The 18,146-nt window shown below is 70.1% G+C and carries 16 protein-coding genes and 2 pseudogenes; 8 read left to right on the top strand and 10 right to left on the bottom strand.

Features of this window, described 5'->3' with window-relative positions; genetic code table 11:
• From ACSHSS_RS31665 to ACSHSS_RS31645, 5 genes and pseudogenes are all read left to right on the top strand, one after another.
• Positions 1 to 255 (top strand): annotated as a pseudogene (locus ACSHSS_RS31665) (hypothetical protein); the annotation flags it as partial.
• Between the two features lie 38 nt (positions 256 to 293).
• Positions 294 to 821 carry a flavin reductase gene (locus ACSHSS_RS31660; protein WP_054317223.1) on the top strand — a complete coding sequence of 176 codons (528 nt, stop codon included), beginning with the start codon at positions 294 to 296 and terminating at the stop codon, positions 819 to 821.
• Between the two features lie 3 nt (positions 822 to 824).
• Positions 825 to 1,526 (top strand): ethyl tert-butyl ether degradation protein EthD, encoded by a 702-nt coding sequence (locus ACSHSS_RS31655; RefSeq protein WP_217023965.1) that lies wholly within the window; start codon positions 825 to 827, stop codon positions 1,524 to 1,526.
• 98 nt (positions 1,527 to 1,624) lie between these two features.
• On the top strand, positions 1,625 to 2,545 hold the full coding sequence (locus tag ACSHSS_RS31650) for a LysR family transcriptional regulator (protein ID WP_217023964.1): 921 nt from the start codon (positions 1,625 to 1,627) through the stop codon (positions 2,543 to 2,545).
• A gap of 105 nt (positions 2,546 to 2,650) precedes the next feature.
• Entirely contained in the window at positions 2,651 to 3,571 is a 921-nt protein-coding gene (locus ACSHSS_RS31645) for a LysR family transcriptional regulator (RefSeq protein ID WP_012217585.1), read from the top strand.
• A gap of 22 nt (positions 3,572 to 3,593) precedes the next feature.
• Here ACSHSS_RS31645 and ACSHSS_RS31640 read toward each other — a convergent pair whose 3' ends face one another.
• Both ACSHSS_RS31640 and ACSHSS_RS31635 read right to left on the bottom strand, forming a co-directional pair.
• Complete coding sequence (locus ACSHSS_RS31640) at positions 3,594 to 4,574, bottom strand: PDR/VanB family oxidoreductase (RefSeq protein ID WP_105796092.1); 981 nt, start codon at positions 4,572 to 4,574, stop codon at positions 3,594 to 3,596.
• 149 nt (positions 4,575 to 4,723) lie between these two features.
• Positions 4,724 to 6,136, bottom strand: a complete 1,413-nt coding sequence (locus tag ACSHSS_RS31635; protein WP_217023963.1) for a spinster family MFS transporter — start codon at positions 6,134 to 6,136, stop codon at positions 4,724 to 4,726.
• 429 nt (positions 6,137 to 6,565) lie between these two features.
• Between ACSHSS_RS31635 and ACSHSS_RS31630 the strand changes: the two genes are divergently transcribed.
• The gene (locus ACSHSS_RS31630) at positions 6,566 to 7,684 is read left to right on the top strand and encodes a porin (protein WP_445546103.1); all 1,119 of its coding nucleotides are present in this window, start codon (positions 6,566 to 6,568) and stop codon (positions 7,682 to 7,684) included.
• Positions 7,685 to 7,722: 38 nt separating this feature from the next.
• On the opposite strand, the gene ACSHSS_RS31625 is transcribed toward ACSHSS_RS31630, so the two are convergent.
• Together ACSHSS_RS31625 and ACSHSS_RS31620 are read right to left on the bottom strand one after the other, a co-directional pair.
• Complete coding sequence (locus ACSHSS_RS31625) at positions 7,723 to 8,757, bottom strand: LysR family transcriptional regulator (RefSeq protein ID WP_060097424.1); 1,035 nt, start codon at positions 8,755 to 8,757, stop codon at positions 7,723 to 7,725.
• Positions 8,754 to 9,728, bottom strand: a complete 975-nt coding sequence (locus ACSHSS_RS31620; protein WP_217023961.1) for an AraC family transcriptional regulator — start codon at positions 9,726 to 9,728, stop codon at positions 8,754 to 8,756. The genes ACSHSS_RS31625 and ACSHSS_RS31620 overlap by 4 nt, the downstream gene beginning before the upstream one ends.
• A 152-nt stretch (positions 9,729 to 9,880) precedes the next feature.
• Here ACSHSS_RS31620 and ACSHSS_RS31615 point away from each other — a divergent pair, with 152 nt between their 5' ends.
• Both ACSHSS_RS31615 and ACSHSS_RS31610 read left to right on the top strand, forming a co-directional pair.
• Complete coding sequence (locus tag ACSHSS_RS31615) at positions 9,881 to 10,987, top strand: NAD/NADP-dependent octopine/nopaline dehydrogenase family protein (RefSeq protein ID WP_217023960.1); 1,107 nt, start codon at positions 9,881 to 9,883, stop codon at positions 10,985 to 10,987.
• Positions 10,984 to 11,993, top strand: a pseudogene (locus ACSHSS_RS31610) (3-hydroxybutyryl-CoA dehydrogenase). The gene ACSHSS_RS31615 and the pseudogene ACSHSS_RS31610 overlap by 4 nt, the downstream one beginning before the upstream one ends.
• Positions 11,994 to 12,049: 56 nt before the next feature.
• On the opposite strand, the gene ACSHSS_RS31605 reads toward ACSHSS_RS31610, so the two are convergent.
• The 6 genes from ACSHSS_RS31605 to ACSHSS_RS31580 form a co-directional block, all read right to left on the bottom strand.
• Positions 12,050 to 13,357, bottom strand: coding sequence for an MFS transporter (locus ACSHSS_RS31605; protein ID WP_217023959.1), 1,308 nt, complete (start codon positions 13,355 to 13,357; stop codon positions 12,050 to 12,052).
• 173 nt (positions 13,358 to 13,530) lie between these two features.
• Positions 13,531 to 14,583, bottom strand: coding sequence for an ABC transporter substrate-binding protein (locus ACSHSS_RS31600; protein WP_445546102.1), 1,053 nt, complete (start codon positions 14,581 to 14,583; stop codon positions 13,531 to 13,533).
• A complete protein-coding gene (locus tag ACSHSS_RS31595; RefSeq protein WP_445546101.1) occupies positions 14,580 to 15,731 on the bottom strand; it encodes an NAD(P)/FAD-dependent oxidoreductase in 1,152 nt (383 codons plus the stop codon). The genes ACSHSS_RS31600 and ACSHSS_RS31595 overlap by 4 nt, the downstream gene beginning before the upstream one ends.
• On the bottom strand, positions 15,724 to 17,169 hold the full coding sequence (locus ACSHSS_RS31590) for an FAD-dependent oxidoreductase (protein ID WP_445546100.1): 1,446 nt from the start codon (positions 17,167 to 17,169) through the stop codon (positions 15,724 to 15,726). Before ACSHSS_RS31590 ends, ACSHSS_RS31595 begins: the two co-directional genes overlap by 8 nt.
• Positions 17,166 to 17,513 carry a (2Fe-2S)-binding protein gene (locus ACSHSS_RS31585; RefSeq protein ID WP_048804031.1) on the bottom strand — a complete coding sequence of 116 codons (348 nt, stop codon included), beginning with the start codon at positions 17,511 to 17,513 and terminating at the stop codon, positions 17,166 to 17,168. Before ACSHSS_RS31585 ends, ACSHSS_RS31590 begins: the two co-directional genes overlap by 4 nt.
• Positions 17,513 to 18,146 (bottom strand): ABC transporter permease (locus tag ACSHSS_RS31580; protein ID WP_445546099.1); only part of this gene is annotated, 634 nt, incomplete at its 5' end. The genes ACSHSS_RS31585 and ACSHSS_RS31580, both read right to left, overlap by 1 nt.

Raw genomic sequence — 18,146 nt, 5'->3', positions numbered from 1 at the left:
TGGCTACGTTCAGACTTTACCGTACTGGTCAGGCTTAAACATACAAGCGCGACGCATGCGGCACAGGTTTGCGCGAAGGTCGTGATGCAGGCCTATCAGCTCGCGGGAACGGCGGCGATCTACCGCGAGAACCGCTTGCAGCAGCTCGTGCGCGATTCGATCGTCGTCACGCAGCACGCGTTTCTCGGCGAAGCGACCTACGACGGCTCGGGCGCGCTGTTCGCCGGCATCGACCCCGTCACGCCGTATCCGTGAACGCCGCCGCAATGCGCTTTGACGAACAGGAGCCATCCATGAATCATCCGACCCACCTCGACGACGTCCGCCAAAACTTTCGCGAGGCGATGTCGCGCCTGCCGGCCGGCGTGAACGTCGTCACGACCGACGGCGCGCGCGGCCGCTGGGGCATCACCGCGAGCGCGGTCTGCTCGGTGACCGATACGCCGCCGACGATGCTCGTCTGCATCAACCGCGGCAGCCGCGCGCACGACATCATGCGCGGCAACGGGCGCGTCGCGATCAATCTGCTGCCGTCCGGGTGCGAGTCGATCGCGCAGGCGTTCGCCGGCATGACGCAAACGCCCGGCGACGCGCGCTTCGACGATACGCGCTGGGTCGACGGCGCGACCGGCGTGCCCGTGCTCGCCGACGCGAACGTCAGCCTGGAAGGGCGCATCATCGAGAGCAAGGCGGTCGGCTCGCATTCGGTGATGTTCGTCGAGATCGACCATATCGCGCTGCGCTCGCCCGGCGACGGGCTGATCTATTTCGGCCGCGCGTTTCATCGGCTCGCGCATCCGCTTGCCGTGCACGCGGGGTGACGCATGGAGGTGTGCCTGTTCCTGATTGCCGAGCACGGCGACGACGACGCGCAGGCGGCGTCGCCCGACGTCGCGCCGGCGCCGGACGCGCTGCGCGGTGTGCGCGGGCTCGCGCGATGGATCGTGCACCGGCCGGTCGCGTTCGCGGCCGATCGCGCCGATCCGGTGCCGCGCCCTCGTTCGCCCGCATGCGTGCTGCAATGCTATTTCGTCGATCTCGACGCACTCGAAGCGATGCTCGGGCCGGCCGGCGCGGCGCAGGCCTTCGTCGAACGCTGCGCCGCCGCCGGGCTGCGCGTCGCGCAGCAGGCAATGGCGGTGCGCCGCGTGCCGCTGGCCGGCGCACGCGCGGGTGCGCAATGCTGCACGTACCTCGTCAGCTACGAGGGCGAGGCCGCGGACGCGAACGCGTGGCTATCGCATTATCTCGACCATCATCCGCCGCTGATGGCGCAACTGCCGGGCATTCGCGAGATCGAGATCTATACGCGCATCGACTATCGAAGCGCGCTGCCCGTGCCGCGCGCGCGAGCCATGCAGCGCAACAAGGTCGTGTTCGACGATGCAGGCGCGCTGGCCGACGCGCTCGCATCGCCGGTCCGTTTGTTGATGCGCCGCGACTTCGAGGCCTTGCCGCCGTTTACCGGTGCGACGCCGCACTTCCCGATGGCGAGCCGCGTTTGTGAGATAACATGCGCCGAATAGCCCCCGCGCTGCGCGGCGCCGGCCGTCCGCGGTGAACTGCACGCGACACGGCGCCCGGCGCGCGGCGTCGCGCATCCTACCGGCGGTTCACGAGCGCCATGAACAAATCCCATCCGGTCGTCACCGATCTCAATCTGCTGCGCGTGTTCCTCGCGATCTCGGAACTGCGCAGCCTGACCGCGGCCGGCGAACGGCTCGGGCTGACGCAGCCGGCCGTCAGTCACGCGCTGCGGCGGCTGCGCAATCTGTTCGACGATCCGTTGTTCGTGCGCACGCCGACCGGCATGGCGCCGACCGACGCCGCGCGCCAATTGCACGGGCCGCTGACGCGCGCGTTCGACATCATCGATCTCGCCGTGCAGCAGGTCGCGCATTTCGATCCGGCCACCGCGAACCGCGTGTTCCGCATTTCGATGTCGGACATGTCGGAGTTCTACTTCCTGCCGCCGCTGCTCGCGAAGCTCGCGGAAGTCGCGCCGGGCGTGCGCGTCGAGATCGCGAGCGCCGCTGTGGAAGTGGTCGGCGCCGCGATGCGCAGCGGCGAGATCGATCTCGCACTCGGCTATGTGCCGGATCCGGGCCCCGGCTGCGTGAGCGAGCCGCTGTTTACGGACGAGCACGTATGCATGGTGCGTGCCGGGCATCCGCTGCGCAAGCGCACGCCGACGCAGGCCGACCTGGCCGCGCTGCGCTACATCTATGCGAGCAGCAATGCGACCGGGCACCGGATGGTCGAAACCTGGCTCGACGAGCTGCAGTTCGAACGCACCATCGTGCTGCGCCTGCCGCACTTCATCGTCGCGCCGGAGATCGTCCAGCATACCGATCTCGCGATCATCTTTCCGCGCAGCGTCGCGGAGCGCTTCAACCGCGGCCGCGCGTTCCGGATCCTGCCGTTGCCGTTCGTGCTGCCGCCGATCGAAATCGACCTGCATACGCATGCGCAGTTCTCGTCGGATCCCGGTATCGCGTGGCTGCGCGCGCTGATCGTCAACATGTTCCGCCGCCCGGTCGCGTAACCGCGCGCCGCGGCGGCGCGCCGGCCGCGTAAACGTCCGTCGTCACATCCGCTTCACTGATTTAGAATGCGTTCACGCATCAATTTGACGAATAGCGGAGGGTGCATGACGTCGGTCGATCATCTCGATCTGAACCTGCTGCGGGTGTTCCAGGCGATCGTCGAGGAACGCAGCCTGACGAAGGCCGGCGAGCGGCTTGCACTGTCGCAGCCGGCCGTCAGCTATTCGCTCGGACGGCTGCGCACGCTGTTCGACGATCCGCTGTTCGTGCGCACGCGCGCGGGCATGCAGCCGACACCCGTCGCACTCGAACTCGCGGGCATCGTCGGCAAGGCGCTCGACATGGTGCGCGTCGCGCTGCGCTATGCGGAGCGCTTCGATCCGGCGACGAGTACGCGCACGTTCCGGCTGTCGCTGTCGGATGCCGGCGAGATGGCCTATCTGCCCGCGATCTGCCGCGCACTGCGCGAGCGCGCGCCGCGCGTGACGCTCAGCGTGCAGCCAATGCCGGTCGAGGCGATCGAGGAAGCGCTGCGCGCGAGCCGGCTCGATTTCGCGATCGGCAATCTGCCGGAGCTGATGCCGCGCACGCGCCATCAGCTGCTGTTCGAGGAAACCTATGTCTGCATGACGGGGCGCCGGCGCGGATTGCCGAGCGGCACGACGCTGACGCTCGAGCAGTTCGTGCGGGCCGCGCACGTCAACGTGAAGTCGGTCGAGCACAGCCATCACGCGCTCGACGACGCGCTGCGCGCGCAGGGCGTCGGCCGCAATGTCGCGCTCGAAGTGCCGCACTTCGTCGCGCTGCCGGGCGTGCTGCAGGTAACGGACCTGTACGCCACGCTGCCGAAGCGGCTCGCGCAGATCCTGAATCGCGACAACGCGTTCCGGCTCTACGCGCTGCCCGTGCCGCTGCCGCCCGCGCCGGTGACGATGCACTGGCACGAGCATTTCCACGAGGACGAAGGCATTACGTGGATGCGTGCGCTGCTTGCGGAGATCGTCGAGCGTTTCGACGGCGCGTGACGCGCTCGCGGACGCGCGCCGTTTATAGATCGAGCACGAGCACCGGCGAACGCGCGCGCGACACGCAGCAGCAGATCACCGAATTGCTCGCGCGTTCGGCCTTGCTGAGGCAGTGATCGCGGTGGTCGGGCTCGCCGTCGACGACCGGCACCATGCAGGTGCCGCACACCCCTTCGCCGCACGACGTGTCGACTTCGACGCCGATACGCGCGAGCGCGTCGACGATCGACGTGTCGGGCGCGACGCGCACGGACTGGCCGCTGCGTTGTAGCCGCACCTCGAAGCCTTCGGATGCGTTTGCGTTCGCGGCGTCGCCGGCGACAGCCGGTTCGGCCGCGAAGCGCTCGAGATGGATCGCGTCGTCCGGCACGCGCGTCGCGGCGGCGGCAACCACCGCGTCCATGAACGGCGCAGGGCCGCAGGTGTACACGTGTGCCTGCGCGTCGATCGATTCGACGCAGCGACCGAGTTCGCGCGCGAGCGCCTCGCGCTCGACGCCGTAATGGAACGTCACGTGCGGCGCGAACGGTTCGGCCGACAGTTCGTCGACGAACGCCGCACGGTCGCGGCTGCGCGCGAAATAGTGGAGCCGGTAGCGGGCGCCGCGCTGCGCGAGCGCATACGCCATCGACAGCAGCGGCGTGATGCCGATGCCGGCGGCGATCAGCACGTGTTCGCTCGCGTCGTCGGCGAGCCGGAACAGGTTGCGCGGCGTGCCGATCGACAGCTCGGTGCCGACGCGGACGTCGTCGTGCAGCGAACGCGATCCGCCGCGCGACTGCGTTTCCTTCTTCACGGCGAACAAATAGCTGCCGCGCTCGTCGGGGCGGCCGCACAACGAGTATTGGCGCGTGACGCCGGACGGCGCGGTGACGTCGATATGGGCGCCCGGTTCGTACGCGTCGAGCGGCTGGCCGTCGACGCGCGACACGCGGAAACAGCGGATGTCCTGCGCCGCGTCGATCAGCGCGTCGATCCGGACCTGGTGGCGATTGGCTTGCATGAGTCGATTCCGTGGGGATCGGGAAAGCCGGCGCGACACCCGTCGCGCCGTGATGCGATCGAGAATAGGGAGCGGCATCGCATAAATCAAATCGATTAAAAAACGATGCACTAATCAGTTGGATGGATAACTGGCAGGCACAAACGGACTCAGCGCGCAGCCGATCCAGACGCGGCGATCGCGCCGGCCGCGCTATCCGCTGCAGGTGCGGCCGCCTGCACGTGGCCGCGCTCGCGCTCGAGGCTGCGGCGATAGTGGCGGCAGCCGGCGCCGAGCAGCAGCGCCGCGAGCGCGGCCGCCGCGACGTTGACGATCGACATCGAATGACCGACCGCCGCCGGTGCGCCGAACACGCGATCGGTGAACAGCGCGACGACGGTCGTGCCGATGCCGAGCGCGATCAGGTTCGAGACGAGCAGGAACAGCGCGGAGATTTGCGCGCGCATCTGGTTCGGTGCGAGCGTTTGCATCGCGGCGGTCGACGTCGGCATCGGAAACGACGCAAAGAACATCGCGATCACGAGCATGGCGAGCGACACCGGCAGCGCGTCGAGCTGCGTGAACAGCGTGGCGGGCACGATCATGCATGCGGCGCCGATCGCGCCTGCGCGCATCGGCGCATCGACGCGGCCGCGCCGCAGCAGCCAGTCGTTGAGCCAGCCGCCGCAGAATACGCCGGCCGTGTTCGCGACGAGCAACACGATGCCGAGCGTGTAGCCGGCTTCGACGGCCGTCATCCCGAAACGGCGGATATAGAACGCGGGCGTCCAGCTGAGCAGGCAGTACAGCGCCATCGCATAGAACGAGAAGCCGAGATAGTGGCACGCGAACGTCGCGCGATGCGTGCCGACGAAACGCAGCGAATCGCGCATCGATACGCGCCGCACGGCGCCGGAACGATCCTGCGCGAGCCCCTTGCGCTGCGGGTCGCGCACGGTGGCGACGAACAGCAGCGCGACGAGCAGGCCGGGCAGCCCGACGATCAGGAACGTGACCTGCCACGCATGCACCTGCCCGACGATCGGCAGCGTGAACGCGCTCGCATGCTTGAGCAGCGCGATCACATAGCCGCCGATCAGGAACGCGACGCCGCCGCCGATGAACGAGCCGAGCGAATACACGGCGATCGCGCGGCCGAGCTTCTCCTTCGGAAAGTAGTCGGCGAGCATCGAATAGGCGCCGGGCGACAGCGCGGCTTCGCCGACGCCGACGCCCATGCGCGCGACGAACATGTGCACGAAGTGCTGGCTGAGCCCGCACAGCGCGGTCGCGATGCTCCACAGCGCGATGCCGAGCGAGATGATGCGCGGGCGCGCATAGCGATCGGCGAGATAGGCGACGGGCAGCCCCATCACGGCGTAGAACAGCGAGAACGCGAAGCCGTTCAGCAGACTGAACTGCGTATCGGTCAGATGCAGATCGCGCTTGATCGGCTCGATCATCAGCACGAGCACCTGACGATCGACGAACGAAAAGACGTACGCAAGCATGCAGATGACGACGACGTACCACTCGTACGTATAGCGCTTGCGGTCGGCAGCGCGGGGCAGGGATGCGGACATGCGGATTCTCCAGGAGCGGGCGAGGGGAATGCGCGGCGCCGGTCCCGCTGGCGGCCGCCGTCGCGGTGCGAAAAAGGTCGAACAGGTCGAAAAGCTCGGGGATCGCACGATCGGACACGCAGCGTAGTCGGCCAATTTCGGTTGCCATAGCCGGAGTGACAGCGGCGCGACACGGACATTCACCGACACGAATAAAGAAAACACCAGGGTCGCGCGCGCGGTGCGCCGCGTGCGGCACGTCGGGCGGGGCGCACGCGCATCATGCGGCGCATCTATAAGCGTTATAGAGCGCGTTGCGTCGACGTCCGAAATTGTCGTTCCTAGACTCGGGCCGGTTTTAAGCGATGCCGTTCGCCAGCGAGTGCGAACGCGTTTCACACGATGCGTCGCATGGCATGCGTGCGCCGCACTTTCTACGGGACGACGAAGATGACTGATTCGAACGGGCGCGCCGGCAGGCTCGCCGTACCGCTGGCGGCACTCCTCGCCTGCGCGGCGCTGCCGGCGGCTGCGCAATCGAGCGTGACGCTGTACGGGCGCATCGATACCGCGATCGAATACGCGAACGCGGGGCCGAACCATGTGACGCGGATGGGCAGCGGCAATCTGTGGGCGTCGCAGTGGGGATTGAAGGGCGTCGAGGATCTGGGCGGCGGCTACGCCACGATCTTCAAGCTTGAAGACGGCTTCAACGCCGCGAGCGGCGCGCTGTCGAACTCGAGCGCGCTGTTCGGTCGCGAAGCCTGGGTCGGCATCACGGGCCCGTTCGGCGGCGTGCAGTTCGGCGAGCTCTACACGATCCTGCACACGACGCTCGTCACGTACAGCCTGCCCGGCCTCGGCGCAGGGCTCGCATGGGGCAATGCGACGAACAACTTCGTCGGCCCGGCGTTTCTGCGCGTGCGCAACTCGCTGCGCTACACGTCGCCGCGCTACGCGGGCTTCATGCTGCGCGCGATGGCCGCACGCGGCGCGAACGGCGCGGCCGGGCAGCCGTCGACGCTCGGCGATACCTATGGTGCGGGCATCAACTACGTACGCGGCGGCCTGTCGATCGACGTCGACTACATGCAGCAGACATTCAGTCCGGTCGCCGCGTCGACGCTCGGCGCGACGAGTCGCGCCGCGAACGGCAACTACACGCTCGGCGCGATTTCGTACGACTTCCGCGTCGTGAAGATCGCCGCGCTCTATCTGCGGCATCGCGGCGGGCCGGACGTCGCGGCCGCGATCGATGCGCAGAGCGCGTATCCGCACAGCGACATCGTCGAACTCAGTGCGACGGTGCCGATCGGACGCGCGTCGCTGCTGCTGAGCGCGGGCCATTACCGGAAGGTCGCGGACAGCGACGGCAATGCCGACTCGTACGGCATCCGCCTCGACTATCCGCTTTCGAAACGCACGGTGCTGTACACGGGCGCGGCGATGGTGCGCAACGGCGCGCATGCGCGCTTCGTCGTGAACGGCGCGGCAGGCGGCGGCGTCGCAGTCGCCGCAGCGGGCGCGACCGCGAGCTCGCTCGTCGCGGGCATCGTCACGTCGTTCTGAACGCACGGCGGCGCGAACGGGCGCGCGGGGCTGCGCGCTTACGCGCACGCGGGCGGCTGCGGCGCGAGCCATGCGTCGAACGGCGCGAGCGTGCCGATGCTGAACAGTTCGAGCAACAGCGCACGCAGCCAGCGATGGCCGGGATCGGCATCGAAGCGGCGGTGCCAGTACGCATTGACCGCCCATTCGCCGGCGCCGGCGATCGCGTGGAGCGTGCACGGCTGCTGCGCGGCGAACGTGAGCGCGATCGTCTCCGGCAGGATCAGCGCGTAGTCGCCGTGCTGCAGCAGCGCGGGCACCACCATGAAATCGGGCAGCGCCACGCGCACGCGCGGCATCAGCCCGTGCCGGTCGAGCAGCTGCATCGATTGCGGATGCGACGTGACGGCGACGAAGCGCAGCGCGTCGGGCGCGTCGCCGTCGAGCACGAAATCGTCGGGCAGCGCGACGCGCCGCGCGGTGCGGCGCGGCATCAGCAGGACGCAGCGTTCGTGCAACAGCGCGGTGCGCTGGAAATGGCTCGACGCATCGGCGAAGTGACCGAGCGCGAAATCGATGCGGCCCGATTCGAGCGCGACATTCAGCTGGCATTCGTCGACGTGCAGCGTCTCGATCACCGCACCGGGCGCGCGGCGCTCGAATTCGGCGAGCAGCGTCGGCAGGAAGGCGCTCGCCGCGAAGTCGCTCATATGCAGCCGGAACACGCGCTGCGTCGTGTCGGGCGCGAAACGGCACCCTTCGTCGAGCACGTGCTGCAGGATCGCGAGCGCCTGATCGACCGAGACGGCGAGCCGCTGGGCGCGCGGCGTCGGTTCGACGCCGGTGCCGGTGCGCACGAACAGCGCGTCGCGGAACATCAGTCGCAGCCGGCCGAGCGCATGGCTCACGGACGGCTGCGTGACGCCGAGCTGCAGCGCCGCGCGGCCGACGTGCCGCTCCGCGTAGACGGCGCGGAACGTCTTCAGCAGATTCAGATCGAGGTCCTGCACGCGCAATCCGTCGCACATGTCGGCATCGGTCGGCGGCGCGTCGGTGCGCAGCGGCGGCGGGCGGCCGGGAACGGAAGGCGTCATCGCGGTTGCCTCGCAGTGACGGAAGGCGGATGGCCGTAACGCCGTGCATACGCCTTCGCGAAATGACCGAAACCGTGAATGCCGTGCGCGAGCAGCACGTCGGTCACGCTGCGCGCGTCGCCGCGTTGCAGCGCCGCGTGCACGGCGGCGAGCCGGCGGTCGCGCACGTACGCGGCCGGCGTGGTGTTCAGGAAGGTGCGAAACGCGTGCTGCAGCGTGCGCGGCGCGACGCCCGCGACGCGCGCCAGGGCCGCGAGCGCGAGCGGCTCGCCGAGATGCGCGTCGACGTACGCGCATGCGCGGCGCACCGGCGCGGGCAGCGGAGGCGTGCCGCGCGCGAGCGCGTCGCTGTACGAATGCGGCAGATGCGTGAGCAGCAGCGACATCAGCCACGCGCTGAGATCCGCGCCGAACGTCGCCGCGGCCGCGCCGAGTGCGGGCTGCGTACCGAGCTGGCACCGATAGTCGAAGGTCGGCAGCACGAGCGCGGCGCCGGCGCGGTGGCGGCCCGCATCGACTTCGAACTGCAGCGGCCGTGCGAGCGTCGTGCCGAGCATGTCCTGCAGCTTGCGTTCGAGCGCGCGGCGTTCGAGCCGCAGCACGAGGTTGCGGCAATCGCGGCTCGTGCGCAGCCGGCTCGCGCTTGCCGGCGACGACACGGTCAGTTCACCGGGGCCCGCGTGCACGGTCGTCTGTCCCGCCTGCAGTTCGCACCTGCCCGACAACGTCAGCCGGAACAGGAAGTGATCGGCATCGTCGCCGAAGTCGATGCGCGTCTCGCGGCCGTAGCAGAGCTCGAGCAACGCGCCATGATGCAGCGGCACCTCGTACAGCTCCGCATGAAACGGATCGCGGCCATGTGCGGCCATCCGGTGCGGGCCGAGCCGGTGCGCGACCGCGCGTTCGACTTCGTCGGGCGCATGCAGCGTGCCGAGCCGGTTCGGTGCGTGTCGGGAAAGGGCGATGTCCATACGCGGGCCTCGTGTCGGGTAGGGCTGCGCAGCGGCCGGCTGCACACGTATGCGATTGCGTTGCGCGATCGGGCGCGCCGTTGCGCGTTTTGAAGCGACGCGGCACGGGCGGCCGCGTAGTCTCGGAACGACTCATTCACCGGGAGACGACGATGAAGGTTTGTGTACTGGGCGGCGGCCACGGGTGCCATGCAGCCGCGATCGATTTGTTCGAGAAGGGGCACGACGTCGCGTGGTGGCGGCGCGATCGCGCGCCGCACGCGCGACTGCGCGCGCTCGGCGCATTGACGGTGACCGATGCGCGCGGCACGCGCACCGTGCCGGTCGGCGACGCGCGCGGCGCGATCCGCGCAACCGACGATCTCGGCGCCGCGCTGCGCGGCGCACAGCTCGTCGTCGTGCCGCTGCCGGCGACGTCGCACGAGGCGCTCGCCGCCGACGTCGCGCCGCTGCTCGAGGACGGCCAGGTCGTGTTCCTGCCGCCCGGCACGTTCGGCAGCTTCGTCTTCGCGCGTGCGGCGGCGCGCGCCGGCAACCGTGCGCGCTTCGCCTTCGCGGAGACCGGCACGCTGCCGTATCTGGTGCGCCAGCACGGCGACGGCAACGTCGTGATCAGCGCGTATGCGACGCGCCTGCCGACCGGCGTGTATCCGGCGCGCGAGGCGAGCAGGGCGTTCGACGTGCTGCGTGCCGGCTATCCGTCGGTCGAGCCGCTCGACGACGCGCTGTCCGGCGCGCTGATGAATGCCGGGCCGGTGATCCATCCGCCGCTGATCCTGATGAACGCGGGGCCGCTCGAACACTTCGACGCGTGGGACATCCACAACGAAGGCACGCAGCCGTCGATCCGCGCGGTGACGAACGCGCTCGACGCGGAGCGGATCGCGGTGCGCGAGGCGCTCGGCTATCGCGCGCCGCACTTTCCGCTCGCCGATCACTACGCGGCCGACGGCGACGAATGGATGTACGGACGCGGCGCGCACGGCAAGCTGACCGACAGCGGCGACTGGCGCGAGAAGATCGATCTGCGCGCGCATCGCTACATGCTCGAGGACACGCGCCTCGGCCTGTCCTTCCTCGTGTCGTGCGGACGCTGGGCCGGCGTGCCGACGCCCGTTGCGCAGGGGTTGCTCGCGATCGCGGGCGCCGTGGCCGCGCGCGACCTGTATGCGGAGGGCCGCACGCTGGAGCGGCTCGGGCTCGCGGCGCTGTCGCGCGACGCGATGCGCACGCTGCTCGAGACGGGAGACGCCGCATGATGCCGGCCGCCGAACTGACGCGCGTGCACGTGCTCGGTGCGGGCCGCATGGGGCAGGGCATCGCGCTCGCCTTCGCGTTCGCGGGGCTCGACGTGACGCTGATCGACTTCAAGGCGCGCGATGCGGCGGGCCGGCTTGCATTCGATCGGCGTACGCGCGACGAACTCGCACGGCCGCTGCACGCGCAGGTCGCACTCGGCCGCATCGATGCCGCGCAGGCCGACGCGGCGCTCGCGCGGATCGCGCACGTCGCGCGCGACGGCGCGGCCGATGCGATCCGCGATGCGCAGGTCGTCCCGAAGCGCTGCCCGAAGTGCTCGACGCGAAGGCCGACGCGTTGCGCTGGCTCGATGCGCACGTCGATGCCGACGCGACGATTGCGTCGACGACGTCGACGTTCGTCGTCACCGAACTGCAGCGCCACGTCGCGCGGCCGGCGCGTGTGCTGAACGCGCACTGGCTGAACCCGGCGCTGCTGATGCCGCTCGTCGAGATCAGTCGCAGCGACGCGACCGCGCAGCACGTCGTCGACGAACTCGCCGCGCTGCTCGTGCGGATCGGCAAGAAGCCCGTGATCTGCGGGCCGGCGCCCGGCTATATCGTGCCGCGCATCCAGGCGCTCGCGATGAACGAAGCCGCGCGGATGGTCGACGAAGGCGTGGCGAGCGCGGCGGACATCGATACCGCGATCCGCACGGGCTTCGGCCCGCGCTTCGCGGTGCTCGGCCTGCTCGAGTTCATCGACTGGGGCGGCTGCGACATCCTCTACTACGCGTCGACGTATCTGGCGGGCGAGATCGGGCCGCGCTTCGCTCCGGCCGACGGCGTCGTGCGCAACATGAACGCCGGCCGCGACGGCGTGCGCACGGGCGCCGGATTTCACGACTACGCGGACGTCGACGTCGCCGCCTACATGCGGCAGCGGCTCGGCGAGTTCGCGCGGCTGCTCGAACACCTCGGCCTCGCACCGACGTTCGACGGCGCGCGGCGTCGCCCGGGCGCGTGATCGGCCAGCCGCACGGCCGACGCGATCACCGCCGCGTGCGACGTGCGCCCGCGCAATCATGCGTCGCTGTCCGCGGCGCGCACGATGCGCGTCTCGCGCATCGCGCACAGCGTCGCGACGGTCACGAGCCCGAGCGCGACGAGAAACAGCGAGACGGGCCAGGACGCCTGATAGCGCTGCAGCAAGGCGGTCGCGATCAGCGGCGACATCCCGCCCGCGAAGATCGACGCGACTTCATGGCCGAGCGCGACGCCCGAGTAGCGCACTTCGGTGCTGAACAGCTCGCCGACGAGTGCCGGCAGCGTGCCGATCATCGCGCCGTGGCTGACGGCCGTGCAGACCGTCAGCGCGAGCCAGACGAGCGGCGTCACGCGCGTGTCGAGCAGCCAGAAGAACGGAAACGCGCAGGCGACGAGGCCGAGCGCGCCGATCAGGTAGACGGGCTTGCGGCCGATCCGGTCGGACAGCCGGCCCCACGCGAGCATCGCGATCATCACGCCGGTCAGCATCACGCCGTTCGGGATGCCGACGTATTTGCCGTAGACGAGCGAGAACGCGAGGAAGATATACGCGCCGCCGTTCTCGGCCACGCGCAGCCCCATCGCGAGCAGGATTTCCTTCGGATGACGGCGGATGCACTCGACGATCGGCAGATGCGTATGTGCGCCGCGCTTGCCGGCCTGCTCGTAGTCGCGGCTTTCCGGCAGGTGGCGGCGGATGTAGATACCGATCGCGAAGATCACGACGCTCGCGAGGAACGGCAGCCGCCAGCCCCACGTCATGAACATGTCGTTCGGCAGCGTCTGCGCGGCGAGAAACGCGGCGGACGACAGCACGAACCCGCCGCCGACGCCGAGCTGGCTCCAGGCCGCGTAGTAGCCGCGCTGCTCGGGCGGCGCGTTCTCGCTGATGATCAGCACGCCGCCGCCCCATTCGCCGCCGGAGGCGATGCCTTGCAGCAAGCGCAGCACGACGAGCGCGGCCGGCGCCCAGATGCCGGCCTCCGCGTAGGTCGGCAGCAGCCCGATCGCGAACGTCGACGCGCCCATGATCAGCAGCGTCCAGACGAGCGACGCCTTGCGGCCGTAGCGGTCGCCGACATGGCCGAACACGATGCCGCCGAGCGGCCGCGCGACGAAGCCGAGCGCGAACGCCGCGAACGCGGCGAGGCTGCCGGCGAGCGGCGACGCGCCGGGCGGAAAGAACACGTGGCCGAACACGAGCGCCGCGGCGGTGCCGTACACGAAGAAGTCGTACCACTCCATCGCGTTGCCGGCGACGGAGGCGATGACGATCCGGCGAAGCTGCCGGTCGGCGAGCGGCCGGGCGGCGCTCGGGGACTGCACGGTGTCGGTTGGATACATGGCGGACTCGGGTGGGGAACGCGAACGCGTGCCGTCTCGGAACCGGTGCGGCACTCGCGACGAGTGTTGTCGGCGCTGCCGCTCCGGTCAAATCCGCAAAAAAAGGGGAGTGTCATCACTCCGGCAAATGATGGTCGCGCCACGCGCGGCCGTGCCCGCGCGCGGCGTGTCGCTCACCGCTCGATCTGCCGGTTCCAGCGCGTATCCCACTGCGCGCGGTGCGCGTTGATCGCGGTCCAGTCGACCACCGTCACCTTGCGCACCAGATCGTCGATGTTGCCGAGGCTCTGCTGCATCGCGGCCGGCATCTTCGCGAGCCGGTTGGTCGGAATCTGTTTGCCGGCCTCGGCCGCCTTCGTCTGCGCGGGCGCCGACAGCAGGAATTGCGCGAGCTTCTGCGCGAGCTGCGGGTCCGGATTGTTGGCGACGACGCAGAGGTCGACGAGCAGCAGCACCGGCCCTTCCTTCGGGTTCGCGTACGCGACCGGGATGCCCTTGTCCTGCAGATCGCCGACGCCGGTCGGCGTGAGCGGGAACAGGCCGGCTTCGCCGGTCTGCACCATCTCGGAGATCTTGGCGGAATTCGGGATGTACTCGACGACGTTCGGGCCGACCGTGCTCGCCCACTTGCTGAAGCCCGGCTCGACGTTCTGTTCGCTGCCGCCGAGCAGCCGGTTGATCGCGAGGAAGCCGTGCAGCCCGAACGTGCTGCTCGACGCCGACTGGAACACGACCTTGCCCTTGTACTTCGGGTTCGCGAAATCCATCCATGAGGTCGGCGGCGCCCAGCCCTTCTCCGCGAACAGCTTCTTGTTGTAGGCGATGCCCGTCATCCCGAGCTGCACGCCCGCGCCGACGTCGTCCTTCATGCGCGCGAACGGGTAGAGCTCCTTCAGCACCGGCGAATCGTCGAGCTTCTGGCACACGCCGAGGCTGACCGCGCGCGCCATCACGCCGTCGTCGAGGAACGCGACGTGGATCTGCGGCTTGCTGCGGTTGGCGAGCAGCTTCGCGAGCACGTCCGACGACGTGCCGGGCACGACGACGACCTTCATGTTGTTGGCCTTCTCGAAGTCGGGCAGCACCTGGCTCGTATATGCCTTTTCCATCGGGCCGCCGTTCATGCCGACGTAGATCGTTTTGGTTTGCGCGAACGCAGGCGCGGACGCGGTCGCGCTTGCGATGCAGAGCGCGGCGGCCGCCGCGATCGTTCCGGTCAGTTTCATCGTTGGGTCTCCTGTTGACGGCAAGGGATGGTCGGTTCGGCTTGCGGTGCGAAGCGGCCGATCGAAAACGCATCGAGCGGCGTGACGGTTTCGCCGATCGTCACGAGATCGGCGAGCACGTCGCCGACACCGGGCGCGAGCAGAAACCCGCCGCCCGAAAAACCGAACGCGTGCAGCAGCTTCGGCGTCGTGCGGCTCGCGCCGACGATCGGGTTGTGGTCGGGCGTGCAGCCTTCGACGCCGCTCCACGTGCGGATCAGCAGCGCATCGCGCAGCGCGGGCAGCAGCGCGCAGGCGTCGCGCATCACGGCGCGCGTCGTGTCGACGGACGGCTGGCCGAACTCGCCGTCGCCGCGTCCGCGTCCGCCGCCGATCACGCAGTTGCCGCGCGCGACCTGGCGCGCATAGACGCCGCCGCCGTAGACGCCGAGGTTGTGCTCGATGAACGGCGGCAGCGGCTCGGTCACCCACATGTTCGGGTAGATGGGTTCCATCGGCACCGCTTCGCCGAAGCGTTCGGCGATCGCGTTCGCCCAGGCGCCGGCGGCATTGACGAGCCAGGTCGACGTGCAGGCGCGGCCGGCCGCATGGATCCGAAAGCGCGTGCCGTCGTGCTGCACGTCGTCGACCGGCGTGTGCTCGAATACGTCCGCGCCGGCCGCGCGCGCCGCACGCGCGAAGGCCGGCGACACGATGCGCGGGTTCGCGTGGCCGTCGGTCTCGCAGAGCGAGCCGCCGAGCGCCGCGCGGCCGAGCCACGGATAGCGGCGGCGGAACGCGTCGCCGTGCATCACGCGCAGCGGCAGCCCGTGTTCGGCCGCGAGCGCCGCGTAGGCGTGGAGCGCCTCGAGATCGGCGTCGCTGCGCGCGAGCCGCAGGTGGCCCGACACGACGAATTCGCCGTCGATGCCGATCCGTTCCGGCAGACGATCCCAGATGCGCCGTGCGCGCAGCGCGAGCGGCAGCTGTTCGGCGGGACGGCCCTGGCAGCGCACGCCGCCGTAGTTCACGCCGCTCGCCTGCGCGCCGCAGTCGCGGCGCTCGAACAGCGCGACGCGCAGCCCGCGCCGCGCGAGCGCGAGCGCGGCCGACGCGCCGACGAGGCCGCCGCCGACGATCGCGACGTCGTAATGACCGGTCTCATTCATCGCGCGCCTCGTCGGGGATCGCGGCGACGTCGTCGCCGGCAAGGGCGGCCGCGATCGGGAACGGCTTCACCGGCGGTTGCGCACGCAACCGGCCGACGTCCGCGAGCGGCCGACCGGTCTCGGCGGCCAGCACGAGCGCGGCGGCGTCGCCGCACATGCGGCCCTGGCAGCGCCCCATGCCGGCGCGCGTCAGCGCCTTCAGGCGGTTCAGCTCGGTCGCTTCGCCGCCGCGAATGCAACGCCGCAGCGTGCCGGCGTCGATTTCCTCGCAGCGACACACGATCGTGTCGTCCGGGCACTGCGCGGCCAGTGCGACGGGCGGCGCGAACGCCGCTTCGAGGCCCGCGCGGAACGCGCCGATGCGTGCCAGCGTGCGCTCGAGCGTCGCCGCGTCGGGCTTGCCGGCCGCGCGGTGCGGCGGCTCGACGATGCCGGCATCGTCGAGCAAGGCGAGCGCCGCGCGTCGTCCGGACGCCTCGGCCGCGTCAACGCCCGCGATGCCCGCACCGTCGCCCGCGACGTAGAGGCCGCGCACCGACGTGCGTCCGGCTGCGTCGCGCTCGGGCAGCCAGGCGCGATTGAGCGGGTCGAAGCGGAACCGGCAGCCGGCGAGATCGGCGAGCTGCGTTTCCGAACGCAGCCCGAAGCCGAGGCCGATCGCGTCGCAGTCGATCGTGCGCCGCGCGTCGTCGCGCGCGGCGCGCGCGGCGCGCCACGCGAGCGCCGTGACGTGCCGCTCGCCGACGATGCGCTCGAGCGTGACGCCCGTTTCGATCGCGACGCCGTGCGCGCGCAGCCAGCCGATGTAATAGAGCCCCTTCGCGAACGTTGACGGCAGCCGCAGCAGCGCGGGCGCGGCGGCGACCTGCCGGTGCAGCGGGCTCGTGTCGAGCACGGCGGCGACCTGCGCGCCGGCCTTCGCGTACTGATACGCGACGAGATACAGCAGCGGCCCGGTGCCCGCGAACACGATGCGCCGGCCGATCGCGCAGCCCTGCGCCTTCAGCGCGACCTGCGCACCGCCGAGCGTGTAGACGCCCGCGAGCGTCCAGCCGGGTACCGGCAGCAGGCGGTCGGTCGCGCCGCTCGCGACGATCAGATGCGAGTACGGCACGGTCGTCTCGCGGCCGTCCTGCAGCGTGTCGACGCGGCCTGCACCGCACGCCCACGCGAGCGTGTTCGGCCGGTAGTCGACGTGCGGCAGCAGCGCGGCCATCGTCCGGTGCACGGCGTCAGCCTTTGCGGCATCGAAGCCGTACAGCGCGCGCTTGCCGCGCACGAACGCGCCGTCGGCCGGCGGCTGGCGATAGATCTGGCCGCCCCAGCGCGCGTTCTCGTCGATCACGACGGGGCGCAGCCCCGCGTCGACGAGCGCTTCGGCCGCGCGCACGCCGGCCGGCCCCGCGCCGACGATCACCGGTCGCAGCGCGTCCGTCATCGTGCGTCTCCGGTCGCGGCCGGCGGCGCGCCGGTGACGATCCGCATGCCTTCGGCGAGCGGCGTCGAGCATGCGCGCACGCGCGCGCCGGCCTCGGTGCGCACCCAGCAGTCCTGGCATGCGCCGATCAGGCAGAAGCCCGCGCGCGGCCGGCCGCCGAATTCGCTGACGCGCACGCGACGCTGCGCGACGAGGATCGCGGTGAGCACGGTGTCGCCGGCGAGCGCATGCGCGGGCCGGCCGTCGAGCGTGAACGCGATGCGCGCGCGGTCGCGTTCGGCGAGGCGCACGAACTGCGCGCCGTCGTCCGCGGCATCGGGGGAACGGGAAGCGGGAATGGACATCAGTGTTGGCCGATCAGGATGCGGTTCAGGCCGTAGACGCGATCGAGCAGCAGCATCGCGCCGGCGGTGATGAAGATGACGAGCGCCGATACCGACGCCATCATCGGATCGATCGATTCGGTCGCGTACATGTACATGCGTACCGGCAGCGTGACCGTCTGCGGCGACGTGACGAAGATCGACATCGTCAGCTCGTCGAAGCTGTTGATGAACGCGAGCAGCCAGCCGCCGGTGATGCCGGGCACGATCATCGGCAGCGTGATGCGGCGAAACGTCGTCCACGGATCGGCGCCGAGCGAGCACGCGGCCTGTTCGACGCTGCGGTCGAGGCCGGCGACCGACGCGAGCACGAGACGCATCACGAACGGCGTGATCACGATCATGTGCGCGACCACGAGCCACGCGAACGAGCCGGTCGCGCCGATCAGCGCGAAAAACCGCAGCAGCGCGATGCCGAGCACGAGGCCGGGAATCACGAGCGGCGACAGCAGCAATCCGTTCAGGAACGCGCGGCCGGGAAACGTCGCGCGGCCGATCGCGAGCCCGGCGGGCAGCGCGATCGCGAGCGACAGCGTCGCCGACGCGAACGCGAGCTTCACGCTGTTCGCGAACGCGGTGACGAAGTCGTTTTTT

The sequence above is a fragment of the Burkholderia sp. BC1 genome (assembly GCF_052683555.1).
The sequence above is the reverse complement of the archived record's forward strand: the minus strand, read 5'-3'. Positions and strand labels throughout refer to the sequence as shown.

Coding starts and splice junctions, on each gene's coding strand:
- ACSHSS_RS31660 (WP_054317223.1), top strand. CDS start 294: ATGAATCATCCGACCCACCTCGACGACGTCCGCCAAAACTTTCGCGAG.
- ACSHSS_RS31655 (WP_217023965.1), top strand. CDS start 825: ATGGAGGTGTGCCTGTTCCTGATTGCCGAGCACGGCGACGACGACGCG.
- ACSHSS_RS31650 (WP_217023964.1), top strand. CDS start 1,625: ATGAACAAATCCCATCCGGTCGTCACCGATCTCAATCTGCTGCGCGTG.
- ACSHSS_RS31645 (WP_012217585.1), top strand. CDS start 2,651: ATGACGTCGGTCGATCATCTCGATCTGAACCTGCTGCGGGTGTTCCAG.
- ACSHSS_RS31640 (WP_105796092.1), bottom strand. CDS start 4,574: ATGCAAGCCAATCGCCACCAGGTCCGGATCGACGCGCTGATCGACGCG.
- ACSHSS_RS31635 (WP_217023963.1), bottom strand. CDS start 6,136: ATGTCCGCATCCCTGCCCCGCGCTGCCGACCGCAAGCGCTATACGTAC.
- ACSHSS_RS31630 (WP_445546103.1), top strand. CDS start 6,566: ATGACTGATTCGAACGGGCGCGCCGGCAGGCTCGCCGTACCGCTGGCG.
- ACSHSS_RS31625 (WP_060097424.1), bottom strand. CDS start 8,757: ATGACGCCTTCCGTTCCCGGCCGCCCGCCGCCGCTGCGCACCGACGCG.
- ACSHSS_RS31620 (WP_217023961.1), bottom strand. CDS start 9,728: ATGGACATCGCCCTTTCCCGACACGCACCGAACCGGCTCGGCACGCTG.
- ACSHSS_RS31615 (WP_217023960.1), top strand. CDS start 9,881: ATGAAGGTTTGTGTACTGGGCGGCGGCCACGGGTGCCATGCAGCCGCG.
- ACSHSS_RS31605 (WP_217023959.1), bottom strand. CDS start 13,357: ATGTATCCAACCGACACCGTGCAGTCCCCGAGCGCCGCCCGGCCGCTC.
- ACSHSS_RS31600 (WP_445546102.1), bottom strand. CDS start 14,583: ATGAAACTGACCGGAACGATCGCGGCGGCCGCCGCGCTCTGCATCGCA.
- ACSHSS_RS31595 (WP_445546101.1), bottom strand. CDS start 15,731: ATGAATGAGACCGGTCATTACGACGTCGCGATCGTCGGCGGCGGCCTC.
- ACSHSS_RS31590 (WP_445546100.1), bottom strand. CDS start 17,169: ATGACGGACGCGCTGCGACCGGTGATCGTCGGCGCGGGGCCGGCCGGC.
- ACSHSS_RS31585 (WP_048804031.1), bottom strand. CDS start 17,513: ATGTCCATTCCCGCTTCCCGTTCCCCCGATGCCGCGGACGACGGCGCG.